The following is a 23,972-nucleotide window of genomic DNA, read 5'->3' on the forward strand; positions in this document are numbered from 1 at the left end:
CGCCCCGTCCCCGACCTGCCCCGCGCCGGGCAGCCGTCAGAGCCTGACCTTGCCCTGAACGAAGGCCCGCGCCGTGGTGCGGGTCAGCTCGCGCTCCGAGGAGAGCGGCGTGCGGTCGTACAGCTGGCGCGTGGCCAGCAGCACCCGCTGGCTCAGCGGTTCGTCGAACTCGAGCCCGCATTGGTTGCCCTGGCACCACACCACCGCGCCGAACGCCTCGAAGCGGTTCCACTGGATGATGGCCTGCTGGCCCCGCCGCAGCGTGGGCAAAAGGCCGGTAATGCGGGCGCCGCGCCGCGACAGGTCGGCCATCACCATCCGCGCCGTGCCGTCCAGCGTGATCATCTGCACCTCCAGCCGCAGCCGCAGCCGCGCCTCGCGGCGGCGGCCGGTCGGACCCGGGTCGGGCGCGGAGGGCGAGGAACCAGACATCCTCAAAGATTAGCCCCCCTTTTACAATCACCCCCTTAAGGGATTGTATGAAGAAAGCCCAAGCGCGCTCCTGACCCCGGGTTAACCGCAGGCGGCGAGCCGCGGTTAACCCTGCGCCGCGCTGCCCACGGCGCTTGCAATCCCCGCGCTTTGCGCTATGCGGCGCAGCTTCCGCGGCGGCGATTCTGCCGGTGCGGGACGCGAAGAAAGCCGGAGGGGCCCCGCAATCCCGCGGATCAGCCAGCGATCGGTTATCGGACGGCACCACCCCCGCGCCCATGGCGGCGCGTGGATCCGGACCGCCCGAAGGAATAAGGAAGCTGCCGTGCCGCTTTATGAGCACGTGTTCCTGGCGCGCCAGGATCTGAGCCAGTCGCAGGTCGACGCGCTCGCCGCCACCGCGACGGAGATCGTCGAAACCAATGGCGGCAAGGTCACCAAGACCGAGACCTGGGGCCTCAAGAGCCTCGCCTACAAGATCAAGCGCAACCGCAAGGCGCACTTCGTCCTGCTCAACATCGACGCGCCCGGCGGCGTGATCGCCGAGCTGGAGCGCCAGACCCAGATCAATGAAGACGTGATCCGCTACATGTCGGTCCGCGTCGACGAGCACGAGGCCGGCCCGTCCGTCCAGATGCGCAAGAACGATCGCGAGCGCACCCGTCGCCGCGAACGCGAGGAGGCTTGATCCATGGCTCGTCCGTTTTTCCGTCGCCGCAAGTCGTGCCCGTTCTCGGGCAAGAACGCGCCGAAGATCGACTACAAGGACATCCGCCTGCTGCAGGGCTTCATGTCCGAGCGGGGCAAGATCGTCCCCAGCCGCATCACCGCCGTCTCGGCGAAGAAGCAGCGTGAGCTGAGCCAGGCGATCAAGCGCGCCCGGCACCTCGGCCTGCTGCCCTACCTCGTGAAGTAAGGGGCAGACCCATGGAAATCATCCTCCTCGAGCGCATCGAGAAGCTCGGCTCCATCGGCGACGTGGTCAACGTCAAGGATGGCTATGCCCGCAACTTCCTGCTCCCGAACAAGAAGGCGCTGCGCGCCAACGAAGCCAACCGCAAGGTCTTCGAGGCCAACCGCGCCAAGATCGAAGCTGACAACGCGGCCCGCCGCGCCGAGGCCGAGGTCCACTCGAAGGACGTCGAAGGCAAGCAGGTCGTCCTGATCCGCGCCGCCTCGAACGCCGGCCAGCTCTATGGCTCGGTGTCGGTCCGCGATATCGTCGATGCCCTCAACGCCGATGGCGCCAAGGTGTCGAAGGCGATGATCGTGCTCGAGCGCCCGATCAAGACGATCGGCGTGTTCGACGTGCGCGTCGCGCTGCACCCTGAAGTGGCCGTAGGCGTCAAGGTGAACGTCGCCCGTTCGCCCGACGAGGCCGAACTGCAGGCCCAGGGCGTCAACGTGATCGACGCCATGTTCGAGACCGAGACCGCGGGCTTCACCGAGGCCTACGATCCGAACGCCGAACCCGGCGAGATCCCGGCCGACCTGCTCGACGAGCCCGCCGAGGGCGCCGCCGAAGCCTGATCGGCTGCCGGCTTGCCGGACCTGCAAGAGCCCTCGTCCCCCGGGACGGGGGCTTTTTGCTTCAGGGGGCCGCGAAGGGCGCCAGCGCCCCCGGCGCGTGACCGAGATCGAGGGCCGGTTTGCAGCGGGTTACCGACGCAGGCGTTCTCCCCGGCACGCGGAGGAGGGGGACATGTCCACTCACTGCCCCAGGCGGACAACCGGATCCAGCCCGTTGCTGCGCAGCGCCGGATGGCGGGGGCTCCTGCCTGAACCTGGCGCGGGCGGCGCCGAAGTCGGATAGACCAGAAATAAGTGTTTATACTTATACGCCGACTGTCGGCAAGGCGGGGTTCCGACAGATGATCGGGATGACCTGACCTATAGTGTCAGACCGCCGGCTGTCCGCAAAAGTTGACGCTTAAATTGATCGTTCGACTTTACATGTCAACGGGTGTAAGCTGCCGTCATCAGACCAGACCGGGTTCTGATGATGCTATAGTGCATCCGGGTCGCGAGGTCGGCGGGTCATGCGCCAATTGAGAACAAGAATGGGTCAACCATAGCGCGTGCAGCGCCCTTCGCGCCTTGAGAAAGGCGTGCGTTATGTCGTGTTACTTGATTACGTGCGGGACCAGTTGGTCGCGCCCCCCAAGTGCCTTGCGCGAACTCATGACGGCCTGGGGTGCCGTGCAGTTTGCGGACTCGGTTTGGGCCGTGGCCAACATGCTGGGTCCTGCCAGCGCCGTTCGCGACCTCGTCCTGAAGGTCCTGCCCGCACATTCCCGGGTGATCGTCACCGAATTCGACGCCGATGCGGATTGGGCCACCAACAGCGCCACCGATCCGGCGATCGCCTGGCTCTCCGGGCTGCCGCTGGCCTTGCAGGAGGAGCACGGCGAGAAGGTCGATCGGCCCAGGCGGGTCCGCGAGCTGGCCGGGATCACCGCCGCAGGGCCATGGCACGATGATTAGCGCCCCGCCCCCTGCCCCCAGCCCCCTACCCCAGCCCCCTGCCCCCGCCCGCGCGCTGTCCTACACGGCCCGTCCGTGTCACCCTGCGGGCGGCTCTTTCCCGTGTTGATCATTCCCCCCACCGCGAACTTCACTTCGTGTCGCGCGCAAGCGTGAGCTTCGTGATGTTCGCCCGGCATCCCGGCGCTCCCGCCGCCGCCGCACCATCATCCCTGGGGCTATTTGCCTTGTCACCAAACCCGCGTTATCTGTCGCCATGCAGAACCCAGCCACGATCATCGCCGAACTGACCCGCCTCCACGACGAGGCCGTCGCCACGCTCCGCGCGGATATCTCCGCCTATGTCGAGCACGGCACCCTCCCCCCGCCCGAACGCCGCAGCAGCCATGCCTGGTGCTATCCGGAGCTGCGCGTGCATTACGCCGGACAGGAGACCCGTCCCGATCTGGCCCGCGCCTTCGGACGGCTGAGCCAGGACGGCACCTATGGCTGCACGATCACACGCCCGGCCATCTTCGCGGATTACCTGACCGAGCAGCTCGAACTGCTGATGGCCGATTACGAGGTGGAGATCGAGGTGGTGCGTTCCACCCAGGACATTCCCTTCCCCTATGTGATCGACGCCAGCTCGGGCCTCGGCGGGGTGAGCCCGGCCGATCTGGCGCGGTTCTTCCCGACGACCGAGCTGGCGATGATCGGCGACGAGCTGGCCGACGGGATTGACCTGTCGCTGCCCGACGCGCCGATGCCGCTGGCTCTGTTCGACGGGCTGCGCACCGATTTCAGCCTGGCCCGGCTGGCGCACTACACCGGGACCAGCCCCGAACACTTCCAGCGCTACATTCTGTTCACCAACTATCACCGCTATGTCGATGAATTCGTGGACTGGGCCGGCCAGCAGCTGGGAGGCGAGGACTTTACCGCGCTGGCCGGGGCCGGCGGGCTCTACCTCGACGCCATGACCGAGAACGCGCGCGAGCGGATGTCGGACACCGCCTGGCGTCGCCACCAGATGCCGGCCTACCACCTGATCGCGCCGGACCGCGGCGGGATCACCCTGGTCAACATCGGGGTCGGCCCGTCCAACGCCAAGACGATCTGCGATCACCTCGCCGTGCTGCGCCCCGAGGCCTGGTTGATGATCGGCCACTGCGGCGGGCTGCGCGATACGCAGAAGATCGGCGACTATGTGCTGGCCCACGCCTACCTGCGCGACGATCACGTGCTGGACGACGTGCTGCCGCCGGAGATCCCGGTCCCGGCGATCGCCGAGATCCAGGTTGCCCTGGCCCATGCGGCCGAACTGGTCAGCGGCGACAGCGGTGCCAATCTCAAGAAGCGCATGCGCACCGGCACCGTGGTGACCACCGACGATCGCAACTGGGAGCTGCGCTACACCCAGTCGGCGCGCCGCCTGTCGCTGTCGCGCGCGGTCGGGATCGACATGGAAAGCGCGACGATCGCCGCCCAGGGCTATCGCTTCCGCGTGCCCTACGGCACCCTGTTATGCGTCTCGGACAAGCCGCTGCACGGCGAGATCAAGCTGCCCGGCCAGGCCAACCGCTTCTACGAGGAGGCGATCGGCGCCCACCTCAAGATCGGCACCACCGCCTGCGCGCTGCTCAAGGCCGAGGGCGCGCGGCTCCACTCGCGCAAGCTGCGGGCATTCAACGAACCCCCGTTCCGCTGACGCGGCTGCGGGGGTCGGCCGGCCACGGGCTAGGCGGCCCGGCGGACCGGGTCCTGCCCGGGTCGGCCGTCATCCGGATGCGTGTGAAACCGGGCGACCAGGCCACTCAGCCGTCCTGCCTCGGAGGCGAGGCTGCGGGCCGCGGCGGTCGCCTGCTCAACCATGGCGGCATTCTGCTGGGTCATGCTGTCCATCTGCCGGATCGCGGCATTGATCTGGGAAAGCTCGGCCGACTGCCCCTGCGACGTCTCGGCGATCGTGGCAACGGTGATCGCGACCTCCTCGACCATTGCGGCGATCTTGCCGAAGGTCTCGCCCGAGGTCCGCACCAGCAGGGCACCACGGTCCACCTCGGACGAGCTGTCGCGGATCAGCGCCTTGATCTCGCTGGCTGCCTGGGCCGAGCGCTGGGCCAGCGCCCGCACCTCGTTGGCGACCACGGCGAAGCCCTTGCCGCTCTCGCCGGCCCGTGCCGCCTCGACCCCGGCGTTGAGCGCCAGCAGGTTGGTCTGGAAAGCGATACCGTCGATCACGTCGACGATCTTGCCGATCTCCTGGGCAGAGCTCTGGATGTCGTCCATCGCCGCGACCGCCTCGTGCACCACTGCGCCGCCCTCGCTGGCCTCGCGCCGGGTGGTCTCGGCCGCGACGCGGGCCCGGCTGGCATCGCCGGCGGTCTCGTTGACGCCCAGCGTCAGCCGCTCGAGCCCGGCCGCGGTCTCCTCGAGCCGGGCCGCCTGCTGCTCGGTGCGGCGCGCGAGATCGTCCGAGGCCTGGCGGATCTCGCCCGAGCCGGTGTCGATCCCGGTGGCACTGCCCGCTACCGCGGCCAGCGCTTCGCTGATCCGCGCCCGCATGTGCTCGAAATCCTGCTCGAGTTGGGCGAACTCGGCGGGCAGGCCCTTGAGCTGGTGCGTGAAATCACCTTCAGCCAAGGCCGAGAGCGCCGACTGCATCCGCGCGATGACGTGCAGGCGGTTCTGCTCCTCGGCCTTGAAATAGGAGGAGAGCGCCACGGTCATGTCGAGCAGGGCCAGCTTGATCAGCGTGCCGATCGGGCCCTTGGCCCGCCGCCCGGCCAGCGGAACGATGCCCTGCCCGATCAGGTCGCCGATCATGTCCTCGAGCACCCGGGCATAGCCCCCGATGTACCAGCGGGGTTCCAGCCCGATCCGCGCATGGACCAGGCCGATGGTCTCGGCCTTGTGCAGATAGGTGGCGTCGGTCTGGTGGCTGAACAGGTAGCGCCAGTGGTCGAGCTGCTTCGAGCGGGCATGCTGCATGCGCTGCGGGCTGTCGAAGAACCGGGCGACCTGGGGCGTCTGCATGACCTTGGCATAGAACCGCTCGAGCGCCGCCGGTCCGGCCCGCTCGACCACCTGGCTCAAGCGCGGCAGGTGGGCCCAATCGGCCGGGCCGATGCCGAAGAAGTCGATCTCGGCCTGAACCGAGGGGGTACTGCCCGTGCGTTCATCCATCGTCACGCTCCGCTTATCTGCTCTGGGTGGAACCCGGCCGAACAGTGTCCCGCGGCGTGTCCCGCACCCGCGGGACCACCCCGCAGCCATGCGGCGCAGCCCTGCGAGAGAGGCGAAGCGATCCCTGTCCATCCGCCCGGTTCCCAACGTTCGGATGGCCTGACTGTAGATCCGACAGATCAGGAAACGACTAAACGCCGGTTTTGCGAAACCACGCGCAAATGCCCGGAACGGATTAACTCAAGACCACTGTTCTCTGGCATCGATCTCATTGAATACGTCCAGTTGAGAATCGATATCATCTCAGATAATTACTTGTGTTAAAATGAATTTATCTAGCATTTTGGCAAAATGACCCAACCCCTCAACAAACCATGCTAAGATCGATTCGCAAGAAGAACAATGGCCGCCATGGGCACAGACCCGGCCCATGGCCGCATCTTGCGATGTTCGGACAACCGCAGCTCATGACGCTCCAGCAAGGCGCCGGCATCCGGTTTTGTCTGGTGCCATCCGTCGGCGGGGGCGGGACAGCACTGTCCAGTCTATCGCATCAGCACCGGCAGCGGCGCCGGGCGCGCACGGCCGTTCCCCTGGAGCATGGTTAACGGGACTCGAACGCCTTCCCGAATGAACAGGTTGCCTTGATTGCCGATTGGCCGGCCACTGCCCGGCGGCTCGGGGAGGCCGCGCGTTCCGGCGCTCCCCGAGTCGCAGTGGACTTACCAACCGCAGGTTTCTCCCCTGGTCTGGGTCTTGAGCCACTGCGAGAGCGGTGCAAAATAGCGCAGCATGGCCTTGCCACTCATTTCGCGGGTGCCGGTGAAAGCCTCGAGCGCATCGGGCCAGGGCTTCGAGGCGCCCATCGCCAGCATCGCGTTCATCTTCTCGCCCACGGCCTTGTTGCCGTAAAACGAACAGCGGTGCAGCGGTCCGGTCCAGCCGGCCTGCTTGCACGCCGCCTCGTAGAACTGGAACTGCAACAGCCGGGCCAGGAAGTAGCGGGTATAGGGGACCACCGCCGGGACGTGGTACTTGGCGCCCGGATCGAAGGCGTCGGCCGCTCGCTCGCCGGGGGGCACGATGCCCTGATAGGTCCGACGCATCGCGGTCCAGGCCGTGTTGTAGTCCGCCGGCTTGACCTGGCCCGAGAACACCTGCCAGCGCCACCGGTCGATCAGCAGGCCGAACGGCAGGAAGGCCACCTTGTCCATCGCCTGCTTGAGCAGCAGCCCGATATCCTTGTCGGCACTGGGCACCTGGGCCCGGTCGAGCAGGCCGATCTGCACAAGGTACTCCGGGGTGATCGACAAGGCCATGGTGTCGCCGATCGCCTCGTGGAAGCCATCGTTGGCGCCATCGAGGTAGAGCGCGGGCTGCTTGTTGTAGGCGCGCTGGTAATAGTTGTGGCCCAGCTCGTGGTGGATCGTCACGAAGTCGTCGCCATTGATCTTGGTGCACATCTTGATGCGCAGGTCGTCCTTGTTGTCGAGATCCCAGGCCGAGGCGTGGCACACCACCTCGCGGTCGCGCGGCTTGGTGATCTGCGACCGTTCCCAGAAGGTTGCAGGCAGCGGCGGCAGGCCGATCGAGGTATAGAAACCCTCGCCCGCCTTGACCATCCTGACCTGGTCATAGCCCTTGGCCTGCAGCAGATCGCCCACATCGAAACCAAGGTCGCCGGCCCCCTGCGGCGCCACCAGGTCGTAGATGTTGCCCCATTCCTGCGCCCACATGTTGCCGAGCAGGTCGGCCCGGATCGGCCCGGTCCGGGCCTGGACCGCATCGCCGTACCTGGCGTTGAGCTTCATCCGGGTGAAGCAGTGAAGCTGCTCGTAGAGCGGTCGCACCTCGGCCCACAGCTTGTCGGTCAGGGCGGTGAACTGCTCGGGGGTCATGTCATAGTTCGACCGCCACAGCGCACCGGTATCGGCGTAGCCGAGCTCGCGCGCGCCGGCATTGGCCAGTTCGACCATGCGCACATAGTCGGCCTTGACCGGCTTGCCGACACTGTCGTGCCAGGTCAGCCACATCTCCTTGAGCTCGGCCGGGTTGCGATTGGTACCCATCGCCTCCTCAATATCGCTGCCGTTGATCGCCTGGCCGCGCAGCGTGCCATGGCCCTTGCCGTAGACGCCCTGCATCCGTGCCTGCAGGGTGGCCACTTCCTCGGCTGCCCCGGGGGTCGAGGGCGCAGGCAGGACGATCGCGGTGCGCATCCGCGCCAGCTTGCGCGCCGTGTCATAGGACAGGCCGGGAAGCGGGGCGAACTTCGCCGCGGTCGCGGCATTGCTGACCATCAGCCCGGTCACCGCGGCACCGGCGCGCGCGGTCAGGGCCTCGGTATCGGGGGTGATGTAGGTCTGGTAGACCCAGTCGGCCTGGGCCTGCTCGACGATCGCCTTGCCATAGGCCGCCTCGGCGCGGGCGACGAAGGCATCGGCCTCTGTGGTGGTCACCGCAGGCGCATCGGCGGCCCGGGCGGGAGCTACGGCAAGCGGCACCACGGCGAGCCCCGCGGCCAGCGCCGCGAGCGAGACGAGTTTGGACATCGGTTCGGTTCCTTCAGGCTTTGGTTTCAGTCGCAACGATATGGCGCAAGCCATAGCTCGCCCGACCGCCGATGCAAGCCGGGGTGTCAGCCGGTCAGGAAGGCCACGATCCCCGCGCCGAACTCGCGCTTGGTCACGCTGGTCATGTGCGTCCCGGGCATCGCCGCGTGGGTGGCATTGGGCAGGACCGCGGCCAGCTCCTCGGCCGAGCCGTTGTCATCGTCCTCGCTCCCGCACAGCAGCAGGGTGGGCATGGTCACCGCGGCGAAATCGCTCACCTGCCCGGCCTGGAACGATTCCAGCAGCAGCCGCGAGGCGACCAGATCGGTCCCGGTCGATTTCATGAAGGCCTGGGCGAAATAGGCCGGATCGCCGCGCGGAATCGTGCCGAACCGGGCGATCGCATCAAGGAAGAAGCCGATCCGGCCCGACCAGCGCTGGATGCCCGCCAGCCCCATGCCCGAGAGGATCAGCCGGCGCGGAGTCAGCCCCGCCTCGGCCACGCCCTTGAGCGCGGTGCGCGCGCCCAGCGAGAAGCCGCACAAGTCATAGTCGGCCAGGCCGAGCTGATCGACCAGCCCGGTCAGGTCGCGCACCAGCACGTCCTCCGGATAGGCCGCCGGATCGTGCGGATGGGCGCTCTGCCCGTGTGCGCGCAGATCGGGCATGATCGCCTCGAACCCCGCCGCCGCGATCGCCTCGGCGGTGCCATACTTGATCCAGTTGACCTCGGCGCTGGAAAACAGGCCATGCAGCAGCAGCACCGGACGGCCGGTGCCCAGCCGATGCACGGCCAGCGGCGCGCCATCGAAACCGGCGAGAAAGGTGGTGGTGACCGGCACGTGACCTCAGCTGAGCAGCTTGAACCCCGACACCAGCAGCACGGCTGCCAGCGCCGGCCGCAGGATATGGTCGGGCGAGCGCGAGGACAACAGGCTGCCCACCAGCACCCCGGGGATCGAGCCGATCAGCAGGTTTCCGAGCAAGACGAAATCGACGCCGCCGATGACCCAGTGCCCGAACCCGGCGACCAGCGTCAGCGGCACGGCATGGGCGATGTCGCTGCCGACGATGCGCGAGACGCGCAGCGCCGGGTAGAGCATCAGGAGCGCGGTGACCCCGATCGCCCCGGCGCCCACCGATGACACGGTCACCGCCACGCCGATCGCCGCGCCCAGCGCGATGGTCGGCCACAGGCTGGCCTCCTCGTCGAGCCGCTCGTGGGTCTTGGCGAACAGCGCGAGCTGCTTCTGGAACAGGGTCGCCACCGCGGTGAGGACCAGCATCACCCCGAGCACGGTGACCATCACCGCCGCGGCCCGGCTGCCGGGGCGGCCGAGCTGGCTCAGCACCAGCAGGGTGACGACCGCGGCGGGCACGCTGCCCAGCGCCAGGCGCCGCACGATGCGCCATTCGACCGTGGCCTTCCAGCCATGCGCGGCCGTGCCGACGGACTTGGTCAGGGCCGCGAAGAGCAGGTCGGTGCCGACCGCGGTATGCGGGCTCACCCCGAACAGCAGGACCAGGATCGGGGTCATCAGCGAGCCGCCGCCGACCCCGGTCAGCCCGACCAGAAAGCCGACGAAGAGCCCGGCAATCCCATGCAGCAGATCGAACCCAGCCACCAACGCCTCTCCCCGGCCGCGACGCCGCACTTCGCCAACTGCCATAAGGCAAGGCCGATCCCGGGCAAGACAATCTCTACTTGCATGGTTGAAGTTTAAGTTTGTCGGTCCGGTACCGGGCCGGCCTTGGCCCCGGGGCACAGCCGCGGCACAAGGCTGGGGGATGAAGCGGGTTTACGGGTAGCCCGGCCACGCGGCGCACGCGGTTGCACGAAACGCCCCGCCGCTAGTCCGCGTGGACAGGGTTGAAGGTCTGGTTGCGCCCGATACCCGTCATCCCAGCGAAGGCTGGGATCTCCAGCCTCGTCGCGGAAGATGCCAGCCTGCGCTGGCATGACGGGATGGAGGGGTGGGCTGACTTCGGCCCGGCGGGTTGCGCCCCAAGTCGGACATCCAGATCCTCTCAGCACAGAACACACGACCACCCCCTGATCGTCGCCCCGGCCTTGAGCCGGGGCAGGGCTTGCGTGGCGACGGGTGGGGAAAACAGCCCTGTCCCGGGTCAAGCCCGGGACGACGATAGCTTTAACGATGTGCCATTTTGCGGGTGTGCACATGCGTTTTGGGACGGCCTCTGCGCGCTTTAGCTCAACGTCCGCTCCCCGCCGATCACAGACGTTCCAGTTGGTGCAGAACTTGACCGCGCGGGCTGGCGTCCCGTGCAACGGGAGGACACCCGTGCCGACCATGCGGGTGGAGCGACGTCGAGGCACCTTCGCACGGCCTCTCGACGTCGCGCCCGCTGAAGGGGGATGGCAGGCCGGCTTGCCCCGGCCCCCCCCCGGTTCATCACCCCTTCTTGAGGTGGCGGCGGCCCAGCAGCTCGGCGATCTGCACCGCGTTCAGCGCGGCGCCCTTGCGCAGGTTGTCCGAGACGCACCACAGCGACAGGCCGCTGTCGACCGTGCTGTCCTCGCGCACGCGGCTGACATAGGTGGCATAGTCGCCGACGCACTCGACCGGGGTGACGTATCCCCCGTTCTCGCGCTTGTCGACGAGCATGACCCCCGGGGCCTCGCGCAGGATGTCCTGGGCCTCGGCGGCGCTGAGCTCGTCCTCGAACTCGAGGTTGATCGCCTCCGAGTGCCCGACGAAGACCGGCACGCGCACGCAGGTGGCGGTCACCTTGATCTTGGGATCGAGGATCTTCTTGGTTTCGGCCACCATCTTCCATTCTTCCTTGGTCGAACCATCGTCCAGGAAGACGTCGATGTGCGGGATCACGTTGAAGGCGATCTGCTTGGTGAACTTCTTCGGCTCGACGCTGTCGCCGACGAAGATCGCGCGGCTCTGCTCGAACAGCTCGTCCATGCCCTCCTTGCCGGCACCCGAGACCGACTGGTAGGTTGCCACGACGACGCGCTTGATCTTGGCCTTGTCGTGCAGGGGCTTGAGCGCCACGACCATCTGGGCGGTCGAGCAGTTGGGGTTGGCGATGATGTTGCGCGCGGTGTAGCCGTCGATCGCGTCCGGGTTCACCTCGGGCACGATCAGCGGCACGTCAGGGTCCATCCGGTAGAGCGACGAGTTGTCGATCACCACGCAGCCCTGCGCCGCGGCCTTGGGGGCATAGATCTGCGTCGGGCCCGAACCCGCGGCGAACAGGGCCATGTCCCAGCCGGTGAAGTCAAAGTGCTCGATGTTCTTCACCTTGAGCATCTGGCCGGTATCGCCGAACTCGATCTCGGTACCCTGCGACCGCGGCGAGGCGACCGCCGCGATCTCATCGATCGGAAACGACCGTTCGGCGAGGATGTTCAGCATTTCGCGGCCGACATTGCCGGTCGCGCCCACGACCACTACCCGGTAACCCATTTCACGCTCCTGCAGGAATCGGGCGGCGATTGGGGAAGCCAGCCGCGGATGTCAATGCCGGATGCGCCGGGGGTCAGGCTCAGTCCGTCCCGGACGTAGCGGCAACCCGGCGGAACGGCGGCGCCGCACCGTAGGCCAGGGTGCGCCACAGCCACTCGAGCGGGCCCATGGCGAAGTGGCGCAGCCATACGTTGGCGGCCACCAGCAGCCCGGCCGTGACCAGCGCCGCCTGCCCGGCCAGATGCGCCCAGCCCTGCCCGCCGGGCAGATCGAACCCGAGCGGCGAGTACAGGATCCACAGCCCGATGATCTGCTCGAGGAAATAGAGCGTGAAGGCCATCTGCCCGGCGGCGCGGAACGGCCGGGCCAGCGCCGCGCCGATCCGCGCGCGCACCAGCAGGTTGAGCGCCGCGACATGGCCGAGCGACACGGCCAGGCGGGCGAGCTCATCAGTCATCCAGATGGTCTTGGGCTGGGGCGCGAAGGCCAGGTACTCAAGGCAGCCGAGATAGCGCGCGCCCATCCCGAAGCCATAGGCCGCCGCCATGACCAACAGGTAGTCGCGCGCGCGGCGCCGGCCCTGGATGAAGCCCAGTCGCCACAGCGCGATGCCGATGAGCATGGCGGGAAAGGCCTCGGCCACCCCGAACAGCAGTTCGCCCTTGCCCACCAGCATCAGGTAGGAGCCGATCATCCAGCCGGCATAGTCGGCCATGTGCGGGCTGGAGCGGGCCGCCGCCTCCTTGCGGGCCTCGCTCCGGATCAGCGGATCGGTGCCGGCGATGCGCCCCTCGGCCTCGCGCCAGGCCTTGACCGCCGCGGCCTCGGTGGCCGTCAGGCGGTGCCCGGCCTGCGCCTTGGGCAGGGCGGTGCGGACGGTGGCGGCGATCTGCGCCCGCTCGCGGTACTCGATCGCCCCGGTGACGAAGGTGAAGGCGGCGAAGCCCAGCCCCAGCGGCAGCAACCAGCGCACCGCCAGACGGCGGAACGGAAACAGCCCCAGCGCGCAGAGTGCATAGACGTGCAGGATGTCGCCCGGCCACAGCAGGCAGAAGATATCGAACAACCCGAAGCCGAGCAGCCACAGGTTGCGCCGCAGGTAGAGATCGGCCACGCCGACCGGGCCATCGGGCTCCATCGCCTTGCGCGCGAAGACCATCAGCCCGGCCCCGAACAGGAACTGCAGCAGGCCGCGCTGCGTCCCCTCCCAGGTCGTCTGGATCACCGTCCAGACCAGCCGGTCGGCCTCGCTCCAGCCCATCGCCCGCGGGTTGCTGTCGGCCAGCCAGATCGGCCCGGCCATGAAGGGGATGTTCATGAAGAAGATGCCGAGGATCGCGACGCCGCGGATAACGTCGAGCACGGCGATGCGGTCCGCGGGCCCGACCGGGGCAAGATGGCCGGCCTGCGGATCGACCGCCGCTGCGCTGATGTCCTGACTCAACCCCCGCCTCCCCGCGACCCCTGCCCGCGGCAGACTAGCACGGTGTACCATCTCAACAATACACTGCGGATCGGCCTACTGCGGCGGCGTCACCCCGTGCCGCTCGAGGAAGGCGAAGATCGAGTTCCACAGGTGCGGTCCGATCTTCGGCCCGGTCACGCGGTGGGTATGGCCGGGATAGAGCATCATCTCGAAGGGCACACCTTCGCCCTGCAGCTGCGCGATCATCGCGGTCGAGTTGTCGAACACCACGTTGTCATCCGCCATGCCGTGGATCAGCAGCAGCGGGTCCGTGATCCTGGCCGCATCGGCAAGCGTCCCGGACCGGGCGTAGGCTTCGGGCACCTGCCGCGGATCGCCCATGTAGCGTTCCGTGTAATGGGTGTCGTACAGTTCCCACTTCGTCACCGGGGCGCCGGCGATCCCCGCGGCATAGGCCCCCGGATCGGCCTCCAGCATCTTCAGCGTCATGTAGCCGCCATAGGACCAGCCATAGGTCGCGATCTTGGCCGGATCGACGAAAGGCAGGCCTTTCAGATAGTCCAGCCCGGCCTTCTGGTCGGCCACCTCGACGCTGCCCATCGCGCGCCAGATCGGGCTTTCGAAGGCCACCCCGCGATTGGCGCTGCCGCGGTTGTCGATCTCGAAGTAGATGAAGCCCCGGGCCACGATCGCCTGGGCCAGCCCCCCCATCCAGCCGCGGGTGACCACCTGCTGGTGCGGCCCGCCATAGTGCGAGAAGAACACCGGATAGCGCTTGCCCGGCGCCATCACCGGGGTGATCATCCGCCAGTGCAAGTCGGTCCCGTCGGCCGCCTTGATCGTGCCGAAGGTCGGCGCCCGGTGCGCCGTCAGATAGGCGGCATAGGGATGGTCGCCGGTGACCGCGTTCTGCTCCACCCAGACCTTGCCGCCCGTGCCGCCCTTGCCACCGACCGGCAGCAGATAGACCTGCGGCGGCTGGTTCTGGGCCGAACGGGTGACCAGCAGGTTCTGCGCGGCCTTGTCCATCGTCGCCGCGTTGACGAAGCCCGGCTCGGTCAAGCGCTGCGGCAGGCCGGCCTTGGTCCAGTCGAGCACGTAGACGTGCTGCTCCAGCGGGTCGGCAGCATTGCCGGCGAAGTAGAGGCGGTGCCTCGCCTCATCCACCCCGACCAGCGCGGTCACCACCCCCGGCCCGGGGGTCAGCAGCCGCGCATCCGCCGCGGTGAAGCGGCCCGCTGGATAGTGGTAGAGCCGCCCGAAGCCGTCGCGCTCGGACCACCAGATCAGGCTGCCGTCCTTGAGGAAGCGATAGGCGTCGCTGAGGTTGATCCAGCTCTTCTCCCGCGCGGTCTCGCTCAGCAGCACGCGCGCGGCGCCGGTCAGCGGATCGACCGCCAGCAGGTCGAGCCGGGTCTGCGCCCGGTTCTGGCGCTGGACATACAGCGTCTTGCCATCCGGCGCCCAGTCGACCCGGGCCAGGTAGATGTCGGGATCGCGGCCCAGGTCAACGCGCACCCGCTCGGACCCGTCGGGCTTCATCACCCACAGCGAAACCTCGACGTTGGCCGTGCCTGCGACGGGATAGCGCTGCCCGAAGGTCCGGGTCCCGGCCGCGCCGATCGCCGCGCGGGTAACCACGCCCACCTGCGCCTCGTCGAGCCGCTCCAGCGCCACGCGGCTGTCGTCGGGGGCCCACCAGGCCCCCTTGAAGCGCGCCATTTCCTCTTGCGCGACGAATTCGGCCTCGCCCCAGTGGACCGTCGCGCTGGCCTCGTCGGGCGAGATCGCGACCGGCTTGCCGCCCGCGACCGCGCCCACCCAGAAGCGCCGCTCGGCGACGAACGAGACGAACCGGCCCTTGGGGCTGAGCGCCGCGTCGCGGGCATCGCCGGACACGCCCTCGAGCCGGCGCGCCGACCCGTCGAGCCCGACCAGCAGCAGATCGCCGTCGAGCGGCACGAGCAGGCTCTTGCCGTCGGCGTTCCAGTCGTAGGAGATGATCCCCTTGAGGTCACCCACCCGCATCCGCTCGCGCTGCATCTTCTCGGCCTCGGACAGCTCCCGCCCGGAGGACAGCCGCTGCGAATCGACCAGCATCGTCCACTGGCCGCTCGAGCGGTCGAAGCCCCACAGGTCATAGCGCTCGCGGTCATCCGGGCGGTTGCGCAGCACGGTCAGCCAGCGCCCGTCGGGCGAGAGCTTGACCCCGCGCGGGCTGGGCCCGTTCAGGCCGGGGCTGGCGAAGACGCGCTCGATCGTCAGGGTGCCCGCAGCGCGGCTGGCCGGGGCGCTCACCGGCGGTTCTCCGGCATGGGCCGCCGGGATCGGTGACAGCACCAGGCAGCAGGCCAGCAGGACAGAGGTGGGCAGGGCTGGACGCAGGTGTCGCATGGCAAGGCGCAAGGCTCCGTGGAAGAATGGCGCCCGACACGGAAAGGGCGCCCCGGCTGGTCTGCCGGGACGCCCCTGTCCTGTAAACCCTGGAGGGGTGCCTCCAGGGCTCCCCTGGCCTCAGCCGTCGTTGCGGGTGTCGCGACGCTCGGCGATGCGGGCGCGCTTGCCGGTGCGGCCGCGCAGATAGTAGAGCTTGGCGCGGCGGACGACACCGCGACGCACCACGACGATGCTCTCGATGTTGGGCGAGTACAGCGGGAACACGCGCTCCACGCCCTCGCCGAACGACATCTTGCGCACGGTGAAGTTGGAGTTGAAGCCGCGGTTCGAGCGCGCGATGCACACGCCCTCATAGGCCTGGACGCGGGTCCGATCGCCTTCGATCACCTTCACGCCCACGCGCACGGTGTCACCCGCGCGGAACTCCGGAATATCCTTGCCGGCCTTGGCAATTTCCTCGGCCTCGATCTGCTGGATCAGGTTCACTGGTCCACATCCCTCTTTTCACGCCGCGCGCCAGAGGCAGACTGGACCCGAGCACCCTCATGGCGCTCCCACAGATCCGGCCTGCGTAACCGTGTATCGACCTCGGACTGCAGCTTGCGCCACGCCGCGATCTTCGCATGATCCCCCGATCGCAGCACTTCAGGGATCGTGCGCCCTTCCCACTCAGCGGGCCGGGTATAGTGGGGATACTCCAACAAGCCGTTCTCGAACGACTCCTCGGTCCCACTCGAAGGGGCGCCCATTACGCCGGGAAGCAGGCGAATGCAAGCATCGAGCAGCATCAGCGCCGCGGGCTCGCCGCCGGACAGCACGATGTCGCCGATCGACACTTCTTCCACCTCGCGCGCGGCGAAGATCCGTTCGTCGAACCCCTCGAACCGGCCGCAGACCACGATCACGCCCGGCCCCTGCGCCAGTTCCCGCACGCGGGCCTGGGTCAGCGGCCGGCCGCGCGGGGTCATGGCGAGCACGGGGATGGGCTTGGAATCCCCCATAACCGCCCGCGCATGATCGATCGCCCGCGCCAGCACATCGGCCCGCAGCACCATGCCCGCCCCGCCCCCGGCCGGCGTGTCATCGACCGTGCGGTGCTTGTCGGCGGCGAAGTCGCGCAGCTGGATCGCCTCGAGCGACCACTTTCCCTCCTCGCGCGCGCGGCCGGCGAGCGAGACGCCGAGCGGACCGGGGAACATGTCGGGATAGAGGGTGATGACGGCGGCGCGAAAGGTCATGGCTTGCGTCCCAGCAGGAGGGCCAGCGCCCCACCGGTCCAGCCGGCCAGGGCAACGGCCAGCCCAATGAACGGGATCATCATCAGGGCCAGGCGATCGCCGCGCGCCGCGCCCTCGCGTGCCATCATGCCAGCCAGCAACAGGCCCATGATCACAACGGCCGGCACCAGCCCAGCCAGCATGACCAGCCGCCCCGGTGCCAGCACGGTGCGCCGACGCAGCGCGGCGACGGCCAGCGCCGCGGCGCCCACCGCGAAAATCAGCAACAGCAGGGTCATGCGTCCTTGCTCCAGTTCTCTACCTGCAGACCGGGCACGTCGGCGAAGTCGGCGACATTGGCGGTGATCACCGTTGCTCCGATGCTCAGCGCGTGAGCCGCGAGCAGCCGGTCGAAGCGGGCGCGCTTGAACGGCAGTGTCGCATAGGTCCGGGCGGCGCCTTCATCGAACGGCAAGATCGGGATCGCGGCGATGAATGCCTCGATAACTTGAGGCGGCGGCGGTTTCTGCAACTGGGTCCCCAGGGCAATTTCCGTGAAGCTGATCGATGAGATGGCAATCTCACCGGGCTCCAACTCGGCAATCCGGAAATTGACCGGAGAGTGAGCATCAATCATGGCGAAGATCGAGCTGTTGGCGTCGATCAGGTAGCGGATCACTCCCCTTCGACCCGCAGCTTGCGCGCTGCGAGAGTCGATGGGCGTTCCTCGAACTCCTTGAGCTCCGGCGGCAAGGGTTTCAACCAAGGCGCCTTGCCGGCAAACCCGCTGACATCGATCTTGCGCCGGGGCGCCTCTTCCGGCTCGACCACGAAGCCGACCCGCTCCTCGCGCAGCACCATGGTCGCACCTTCGGTCAGGCCCAGCTCCTTGGGGATCCGCAAGGCCAGCGAATTGCCCGACTTGAAGACCTTGGCCCGGTATTCCTTCGCCATGACCGGCTCCTGTATATACATCGCGTATATACTACGAAGCCCACCCCTCGGCAATCACGATCCGCCCGCCGGCCTCAGGGCCCCACTCCGGCACGGCCTCGGGCTTCATCGGGACCATGAAGGTCTTGCCGTCGGGACGCCTGACCTCAAGCACGTCGCCCGCGCCGAAGTTCTCGACCGCGACGCATTCGCCCAGCGCTTCGCCCGCGGTCGAGACACAGGCCAGCCCGATCAGGTCAGCGTAGTAGTATTCGCCCTCAGCCAGCGGCGGCATCTCGGCGCGGCGCACGGTCAGCAGGGTGCCGCGCAGCGCCTCGGCGGCGTTGCGGTCGGTCACCTCGGCGAACCGGGCCACGGCCCCGCCCTTGCCGTCGTCGCGCAGCTTGACCACGGTCAGCGCGGAATCGTTGAAGGCGCGGTAGCGCTGGAGCGCCGCCACGCCTTCCCCGAACAGCTTCAGGCGGACCTCGCCCGTCACCCCGTGCGCGCCGGCGACGGCGGCCAGGGTGACGGGCTTGTCAGCGGCCAAGGCTTAGCCCTCGGCCTGCTCGTCGGCAGCAGCCTCGGCCGGAGCCGCTTCAGCAGCAGCCTCTTCAGCGGCCGGGGCCTCTTCCACCGCCGGAGCGGCGGCGGCAGCAGCGGCGGCCTCCTCGGCCTCACGCAGCTTCTCGGCCTTCTCCTCGGCGCGTTCCTTGGCCTTGGCGCCCGGCTCACCCTTCTTCGGGTTGACGGTGGCGGCGCGCTCCTTGATCCCGGCCTTGTCGAGCATGCGGGCGACGCGGTCGGTCGGCTGCGCGCCAACGCCCAGCCAGTACTTCACGCGGTCCTCGACCAGGCGCACGCGGTTGGCATCGTCCTTGGCGAGCAGCGGGTTGTAGGTGCCGACCTGCTCCAGGTACTTGCCATCGCGCGGCGCGCGCGAGTTGGCGACGACGATCTTGTAGTAGGGGCGCTTCTTGGAACCGCCACGCGACAGACGCAGAGAAACCGACATGGGAACTACCTTTCATTAAACTTTGAACTGAAACGGAAAATCACTTCTTCTTGAGCAGGTCGCCGAGGTTGGCGGGCATGTTGCCCATGCCTGGCAGGCCCGGCAGCCCGGCGCCGCCCGCGCCGCCACCCAGACCTTGCCCGCCGAGCCCCGGCATCGCAGCGTCGAGGCCGCCCTTGCCGAACATCGCGGCCAGCCCCTTGAGCCCGCCCATCTTCTTGATCTGCTTCATCGCGCGCTCCATTTCCTGGTGCATCTTGATGAGCTTGTTGACGTCCTGAACCTGGGTGCCCGAACCGTTGGCAATGCGGATCTTGCGCTTGGCGTTGAGCAGCTCGGGCTTGGCGCGCTCCTTGGGGGTCATCGACCCGATGATCGCGTCCATGCGCAGCAGCACCCGGTCGTCCATGCCGCTGGCAGCCATCGCCGCCTTGGCCTTCTTCATGCCCGGCATCATGCCCGCCAGCATGCCGAGCCCGCCCATGTTCTGCATCTGCTTCAGCTGCATGCGCAGGTCGTTCATGTCGAACTGACCCTTGGCCATGCGCTGCGCGAGCTTCTCGGCGTCCTCGACCTCGATCGTTGCCGCGGCCTTTTCGACCATCGAGACGATATCGCCCATGCCGAGAATGCGGTTGGCGACGCGGGCGGGATGGAACGGCTCGAGCGCGTCCATCTTCTCGCCGGTACCGGCGAACTTGATCGGCTTGCCGGTGACCGCGCGCATCGACAGCGCCGCACCGCCGCGGGCATCGCCGTCCATCCGGGTCAGGATCACGCCGGTCAGGCTGACCTGCCCGGCGAACGACTGCGCGACATTGACCGCGTCCTGGCCGGTCAGCGAATCGACGACGAGGAGGATCTCCTTCGGCGCCGAGATGGCGGAGACGGCCTTCATCTCCTCCATCAGCGCCTGATCGACATGGAGCCGGCCGGCAGTGTCGAGCAGCAGCACGTCGACCGCCTGGAGCTTCGCGGCATTGAGCGCGCGGGTGGCGATGTCGACCGGCTGCTGGCCGGGAATGATCGGCAGGGTGGCAACGCCGACCTGCTCGCCCAGCACCTTGAGCTGTTCCTGCGCGGCCGGGCGGTTGACGTCGAGCGACGCCATCATCGCCTTCTTGCCGTGCTTCTCCTTGATCAGCTTGGCCAGCTTGGCCGTGCTGGTGGTCTTGCCCGAGCCCTGCAGGCCGACCATCATGATCACCACCGGCGGCGCGGCGTTGAGATCGAGGCCCACGGCCTCACCGCCGCCGTCCCCGCCGCCGAGCATCTCGACCAGGGCATCGTTGACGATCTTGACGACCTGCTGGCCGGGCGTGACCGAGCGCAGGACCGACTGGCCGACGGCCTTCTCGGTCACGTCGTCGATGAAGCGGCGCGCGACCGGCAGGGCGACGTCGGCCTCGAGCAGCGCGATCCGCACCTCGCGCATCGCGTCGCGGACATCCTGCTCGTTCAGCGCACCGCGGCCGCGCAGCTTGTCGAACACCCCGCCGAGGCGATCGGACAATGTGTCGAACATGGCCGCCTTACTCCGCCAGGGTCCGCGGACCCATCACGCCAAAGACGCCGGTGGGCGAAACCTCGCCGACCAGCGTGTCGAAACCGGCCCTAAGCGAAAAACGCCGGCGGACGAAACCTCGTCGGCCAGCGTATCGCACAAGGGCGAACCCGGGTGGATGGTGGAGCCTAGCGGGATCGAACCGCTGACCTCCTGCATGCCATGCAGGCGCTCTCCCAGCTGAGCTAAGGCCCCATTCCAACCATGTTGCGGATGGTCCCGAAGGGCCTTCCGCATCCCGCCGACCTGGTGGGTCATGCCGGGAGGCGCCCCTTTATTGGCACCTCGCCGGCTTGGCAAGCGGGAAAAACCGGGCGCGGAAAAATTCTCCCGCGCACCGGAAACCGCGCCGATCAGCCCTCGTCGGGGTCGCCGTCGTCGGCCACGCCCACGCCCAGGTCGTCGTCGCCGCCCAGGTCCACGTCGTTGTCCGGGCTGTCGCCGTCCTCGTCGATGTCCAGATCCTCCTCGGCGAGGTCGACATCGGCCTCCTCGGGCTTCTTCTGGATCTCTTCATAGGGAATCGGCTGCTTCGACTTGAGCACCGGCTCCGGGTGCCAGGCATGGCCGCACTCGATGCAGGTGACCGGGTCGTCCTTGCCCAGATCGTAGAAGCGGGTGCCGCACTTCGGGCAGCCATGCTTGGCGCCCCATTCAGGCTTGACCATTGCAATTCCTCGTCTTGGCCCGCCGCCATGGCTCGGACCTGAAAACCGTTCGCGTTGATGGGAAGGCCGGGCCGAGAAATCAACCGGATTGATTCCGGTCGGGCTGGTTCGGCTTGGGGCCATCAACAGGGCGGGCGCCTTGCCATAGCCGGTGCGCGCTGTCAAAAGCCGCGCGCCTCCGGCATCCCCAATCGAGAAAGACCGCCTCCGTGAGCTCCGCCGACCCCGCCGCTGCCCGCCCTCGCCGCTTCCTGCCTGCCGGGCCGCTGACCGGGCGGATTCGCGTGCCTGGCGACAAGTCGATCAGCCACCGCTCGATCATGCTCGGCGCCCTTGCCGTGGGCGAGACGCGCGTCACCGGCCTGCTCGAAGGCGAGGACGTGCTCTCAACCGCCGCGGCCATGCGCGCGATGGGGGCGACGATCACCCGCGAGACCGACGGCACCTGGTCGATCCACGGAGTCGGCGTCGGCGGACTGCTGCAGCCCAGCCAGGCGCTCGACATGGGCAATTCCGGCACCTCGACCCGGCTGCTGATGGGGCTGGTCGCGGCCCACGCGATCACCGCCACCTTTGTCGGCGACGCCAGCCTGTCGCAACGGCCGATGGGCCGGGTGATCGATCCGCTCGCGCAGATGGGCGCCGACTTCACCGCCTCGCCGGGCGGCCGTCTGCCACTGACCATGCGCGGCGCCGCCCCCGCGGTGCCGATCGAGTACCGCCTCCCGGTCGCCTCGGCCCAGGTCAAGAGCGCTATCCTGCTGGCTGGGCTCAACACGCCGGGGATCACCACGGTGATCGAGCCAGTCCCGACCCGCGACCACTCCGAGCGCATGCTGCGCGGCTTCGGCGCCGAACTGACGGTCGAGGTCGAGCGCGACGGCACCCGCATCATCCGCCTGCGCGGCGAGGCCGAGTTCCGCCCGCAGCGGATCGTCGTGCCGGGTGATCCCTCCTCGGCCGCCTTCTTCGTCGTCGCCGGACTGATCGTGCCGGGTTCGGACCTGGTGATCGAGAACGTCGGGCTCAACCCCACCCGCGCCGCCCTGTTCGACGTGTTGCGGCAGATGGGCGGCCAGATCGAGGAGCTCGACCGCCGCGAGGTCGGCGGCGAGCCGGTGGCCGACCTGCACGTGCGCCACTCCGCCCTGACCGGGATCACGGTCGATCCGGCGGTAGTGCCCAGCATGGTCGACGAGTTCCCGATCCTGTTCGTCGCTGCCGCACTGGCGCAGGGCCGGACTGTCACCAGCGGGCTCGAGGAGCTGCGCGTCAAGGAGTCGGACCGGATTTCCGCGATGCGCGCCGCGCTCGCCCTCGCCGGGGCAACCGTGACCGAGACGGAAGATGGCCTGATCATCGACGGTACCGGCGGCGAACCGCTGCCCGGCACGCCACAGGGCGCGCGCGTCACCACCCACCTCGATCACCGCATCGCGATGAGCCTGGCCGTGGCCGGCCTCGCCAGCCGCGCCGGGGTGGAGGTGGACGATACCCGCCCGATCGCCACCAGCTTCCCGGTGTTCGAAGGCCTGCTGGAAGGGCTGGTCGCGGCATGATCCTGCCGATCGGTGAGACCCTGGCCAATCTCTGCGGCTTCGCCGGCATGGCCTGCATCGTCATCGCCTATGCCTATGGTACCGGCAACTCCGCGCCCAATCCCTATGTCCAGCACGGGCTCAATCTGGCGGGATCGCTGCTGCTGACCGTCTCGCTGCTGGTCAACCTCAACCCCGCCTCGCTGGTGCTGGAGGGGTTCTGGGCGGCCATCGCGCTCTATGGACTGGTCAAGGCGGCGCGTCAGGGGCGCCGGGCATGAGCGATCCTGGCCCGAACCGCCCGCGCATCATCGCGGTCGACGGCCCCACCGCCTCGGGCAAGGGCACCATCGCCCAGGCTCTCGCCAGCCATTTCGGCCTGCCGCACCTCGATACCGGGCTGCTCTATCGCGCGGTCGGCTGGCACTGCCGCAGCCGCGGCGGCAATCCCGACGACCCTGCCGACGCCCTCGCCGCGACCCGCTTTCCCGATGCCCTGCTGGCCGATCCGGCGCTGCGCCGCGAGGAGACCGGCGGCCTGGCCAGCCGCGTCTCGCTTCACCCCGCGGTGCGCCAGGCCCTGTTCGAGCGGCAGCGCGCCTTCGCGCTCCAGCCTGGCGGTGCGGTGCTCGACGGGCGCGATATCGGCACGGTGATCGCCCCGGAGGCCCCGGCCAAGCTGTTCGTCACCGCCAGCGTGGCGGCGCGGGCGCAGCGCCGGTTCCTGGAAATGCAGGCGCGCGGCGAGCCGGTCAGCCTCGCCGCGATCGAGGCCGACCTGGCCGAACGCGACCGGCGCGACCGCAGCCGCAGCACGGCCCCCCTGGTCGCCGCCCCCGATGCGGTGGTGCTCGACACCTCGGACCTGTCGCGCGACGAGGCGATTGCCGCAGCGATCGCGCTGGTGGAACTGAAGCTAGCAGGCTGAGCGGATCGGGGCCTGCGGCCACCCCGGCCCGACAGAAACCGCCGCGCCCTGTCCTACAGCGCGCGCCGTCGGCAAGGTGATCTCGGCCCCACCCCCTGAGCGATCCGCACGTTTTGCCGCTGGACCCTGTCAACCGTGTCAACACCCCCCGCATGGCCCGCCGCAAAGAGCCCCATTTTCCTTGCATTTCCGTGGTCACGGGCCTAAGCG

General features: G+C 68.3%; 25 protein-coding genes and 1 tRNA gene. 8 read left to right on the forward strand and 18 right to left on the reverse strand.

Annotated elements, in window-relative coordinates:
* Window positions 1-36 precede the first annotated feature (36 nt).
* Window positions 37-432, reverse strand: a complete 396-nt coding sequence (locus H7F53_RS07220) for a PilZ domain-containing protein (RefSeq protein WP_185678813.1) — start codon at window positions 430-432, stop codon at window positions 37-39.
* A 325-nt stretch (window positions 433-757) separates the two neighbouring features.
* Between H7F53_RS07220 and rpsF the strand changes: the two genes are divergently transcribed.
* From rpsF to H7F53_RS07245, 5 genes are all read left to right on the forward strand, one after another.
* Window positions 758-1,120 carry a 30S ribosomal protein S6 gene (rpsF, locus tag H7F53_RS17630; RefSeq protein WP_185678814.1) on the forward strand — a complete coding sequence of 121 codons (363 nt, stop codon included), beginning with the start codon at window positions 758-760 and terminating at the stop codon, window positions 1,118-1,120.
* Window positions 1,121-1,123: 3 nt separating this feature from the next.
* Window positions 1,124-1,348, forward strand: coding sequence for a 30S ribosomal protein S18 (gene rpsR, locus H7F53_RS07230; protein WP_185678815.1), 225 nt, complete (start codon window positions 1,124-1,126; stop codon window positions 1,346-1,348).
* Between the two features lie 11 nt (window positions 1,349-1,359).
* On the forward strand, window positions 1,360-1,962 hold the full coding sequence (gene rplI / locus H7F53_RS07235) for a 50S ribosomal protein L9 (protein ID WP_185678816.1): 603 nt from the start codon (window positions 1,360-1,362) through the stop codon (window positions 1,960-1,962).
* 669 nt (window positions 1,963-2,631) lie between these two features.
* Window positions 2,632-2,916 carry a hypothetical protein gene (locus H7F53_RS07240; protein ID WP_185678817.1) on the forward strand — a complete coding sequence of 95 codons (285 nt, stop codon included), beginning with the start codon at window positions 2,632-2,634 and terminating at the stop codon, window positions 2,914-2,916.
* Between the two features lie 256 nt (window positions 2,917-3,172).
* Window positions 3,173-4,606 carry an AMP nucleosidase gene (locus H7F53_RS07245; RefSeq protein ID WP_185678818.1) on the forward strand — a complete coding sequence of 478 codons (1,434 nt, stop codon included), beginning with the start codon at window positions 3,173-3,175 and terminating at the stop codon, window positions 4,604-4,606.
* 29 nt (window positions 4,607-4,635) lie between these two features.
* Here the strand turns inward: H7F53_RS07245 and H7F53_RS07250 are convergent, their stop codons facing one another.
* The 17 genes from H7F53_RS07250 to H7F53_RS07330 form a co-directional block, all read right to left on the reverse strand.
* Complete coding sequence (locus H7F53_RS07250) at window positions 4,636-6,084, reverse strand: globin-coupled sensor protein (RefSeq protein WP_185678819.1); 1,449 nt, start codon at window positions 6,082-6,084, stop codon at window positions 4,636-4,638.
* 722 nt (window positions 6,085-6,806) lie between these two features.
* Entirely contained in the window at window positions 6,807-8,636 is a 1,830-nt protein-coding gene (locus H7F53_RS07255; RefSeq protein ID WP_185678820.1) for a M2 family metallopeptidase, read from the reverse strand.
* Window positions 8,637-8,722: 86 nt separating this feature from the next.
* Window positions 8,723-9,478 carry an alpha/beta fold hydrolase gene (locus H7F53_RS07260; protein WP_343061967.1) on the reverse strand — a complete coding sequence of 252 codons (756 nt, stop codon included), beginning with the start codon at window positions 9,476-9,478 and terminating at the stop codon, window positions 8,723-8,725.
* A gap of 6 nt (window positions 9,479-9,484) precedes the next feature.
* Window positions 9,485-10,264: a sulfite exporter TauE/SafE family protein gene (locus tag H7F53_RS07265; protein WP_246438724.1), complete on the reverse strand. Its 780-nt coding sequence runs from the start codon at window positions 10,262-10,264 to the stop codon at window positions 9,485-9,487.
* A 786-nt stretch (window positions 10,265-11,050) separates the two neighbouring features.
* Window positions 11,051-12,076, reverse strand: a complete 1,026-nt coding sequence (locus H7F53_RS07270; protein ID WP_185678822.1) for an aspartate-semialdehyde dehydrogenase — start codon at window positions 12,074-12,076, stop codon at window positions 11,051-11,053.
* A 79-nt stretch (window positions 12,077-12,155) separates the two neighbouring features.
* Window positions 12,156-13,520 (reverse strand): DUF418 domain-containing protein, encoded by a 1,365-nt coding sequence (locus tag H7F53_RS07275; protein WP_246438660.1) that lies wholly within the window; start codon window positions 13,518-13,520, stop codon window positions 12,156-12,158.
* Window positions 13,521-13,595: 75 nt separating this feature from the next.
* Window positions 13,596-15,896, reverse strand: coding sequence for a S9 family peptidase (locus H7F53_RS07280; RefSeq protein WP_185678824.1), 2,301 nt, complete (start codon window positions 15,894-15,896; stop codon window positions 13,596-13,598).
* A 120-nt stretch (window positions 15,897-16,016) separates the two neighbouring features.
* On the reverse strand, window positions 16,017-16,385 hold the full coding sequence (rplS, locus tag H7F53_RS07285) for a 50S ribosomal protein L19 (RefSeq protein ID WP_343061968.1): 369 nt from the start codon (window positions 16,383-16,385) through the stop codon (window positions 16,017-16,019).
* Window positions 16,382-17,137: a tRNA (guanosine(37)-N1)-methyltransferase TrmD gene (gene trmD, locus H7F53_RS07290; protein ID WP_185678825.1), complete on the reverse strand. Its 756-nt coding sequence runs from the start codon at window positions 17,135-17,137 to the stop codon at window positions 16,382-16,384. Before trmD ends, rplS begins: the two co-directional genes overlap by 4 nt.
* Window positions 17,134-17,415, reverse strand: coding sequence for a hypothetical protein (locus H7F53_RS07295; RefSeq protein ID WP_185678826.1), 282 nt, complete (start codon window positions 17,413-17,415; stop codon window positions 17,134-17,136). The genes trmD and H7F53_RS07295 overlap by 4 nt, the downstream gene beginning before the upstream one ends.
* The gene (locus H7F53_RS07300; RefSeq protein ID WP_185678827.1) at window positions 17,412-17,795 is read right to left on the reverse strand and encodes a PIN domain-containing protein; all 384 of its coding nucleotides are present in this window, start codon (window positions 17,793-17,795) and stop codon (window positions 17,412-17,414) included. The genes H7F53_RS07295 and H7F53_RS07300 overlap by 4 nt, the downstream gene beginning before the upstream one ends.
* Complete coding sequence (locus H7F53_RS07305) at window positions 17,792-18,070, reverse strand: AbrB/MazE/SpoVT family DNA-binding domain-containing protein (protein ID WP_185678828.1); 279 nt, start codon at window positions 18,068-18,070, stop codon at window positions 17,792-17,794. Before H7F53_RS07305 ends, H7F53_RS07300 begins: the two co-directional genes overlap by 4 nt.
* A 31-nt stretch (window positions 18,071-18,101) precedes the next feature.
* On the reverse strand, window positions 18,102-18,599 hold the full coding sequence (gene rimM, locus H7F53_RS07310) for a ribosome maturation factor RimM (protein WP_185678829.1): 498 nt from the start codon (window positions 18,597-18,599) through the stop codon (window positions 18,102-18,104).
* 3 nt (window positions 18,600-18,602) lie between these two features.
* The gene (rpsP, locus tag H7F53_RS07315; protein WP_185678830.1) at window positions 18,603-19,064 is read right to left on the reverse strand and encodes a 30S ribosomal protein S16; all 462 of its coding nucleotides are present in this window, start codon (window positions 19,062-19,064) and stop codon (window positions 18,603-18,605) included.
* Window positions 19,065-19,104: 40 nt separating this feature from the next.
* Window positions 19,105-20,589, reverse strand: coding sequence for a signal recognition particle protein (gene ffh / locus H7F53_RS07320; protein WP_185678831.1), 1,485 nt, complete (start codon window positions 20,587-20,589; stop codon window positions 19,105-19,107).
* A gap of 158 nt (window positions 20,590-20,747) precedes the next feature.
* A tRNA-Ala gene (locus tag H7F53_RS07325) sits at window positions 20,748-20,823 on the reverse strand.
* A 158-nt stretch (window positions 20,824-20,981) separates the two neighbouring features.
* Window positions 20,982-21,296, reverse strand: a complete 315-nt coding sequence (locus H7F53_RS07330) for an FYDLN acid domain-containing protein (RefSeq protein WP_185678832.1) — start codon at window positions 21,294-21,296, stop codon at window positions 20,982-20,984.
* 209 nt (window positions 21,297-21,505) lie between these two features.
* Here H7F53_RS07330 and aroA point away from each other — a divergent pair, with 209 nt between their 5' ends.
* The 3 genes from aroA to H7F53_RS07345 are packed head-to-tail and all read left to right on the forward strand — an operon-like array spanning window position 21,506 to window position 23,762.
* A complete protein-coding gene (gene aroA / locus H7F53_RS07335) occupies window positions 21,506-22,855 on the forward strand; it encodes a 3-phosphoshikimate 1-carboxyvinyltransferase (RefSeq protein ID WP_185678833.1) in 1,350 nt (449 codons plus the stop codon).
* The gene (locus tag H7F53_RS07340; protein ID WP_185678834.1) at window positions 22,852-23,115 is read left to right on the forward strand and encodes a CBU_0592 family membrane protein; all 264 of its coding nucleotides are present in this window, start codon (window positions 22,852-22,854) and stop codon (window positions 23,113-23,115) included. The genes aroA and H7F53_RS07340 overlap by 4 nt, the downstream gene beginning before the upstream one ends.
* Window positions 23,112-23,762, forward strand: coding sequence for a (d)CMP kinase (locus H7F53_RS07345; protein WP_185678835.1), 651 nt, complete (start codon window positions 23,112-23,114; stop codon window positions 23,760-23,762). Before H7F53_RS07340 ends, H7F53_RS07345 begins: the two co-directional genes overlap by 4 nt.
* The last annotated feature ends 210 nt before the right edge of the window (window positions 23,763-23,972 follow it).

This window comes from Novosphingobium piscinae (assembly GCF_014230355.1).
In the GTDB taxonomy this organism is placed as follows: Bacteria; Pseudomonadota; Alphaproteobacteria; order Sphingomonadales; family Sphingomonadaceae; genus Novosphingobium; species Novosphingobium piscinae.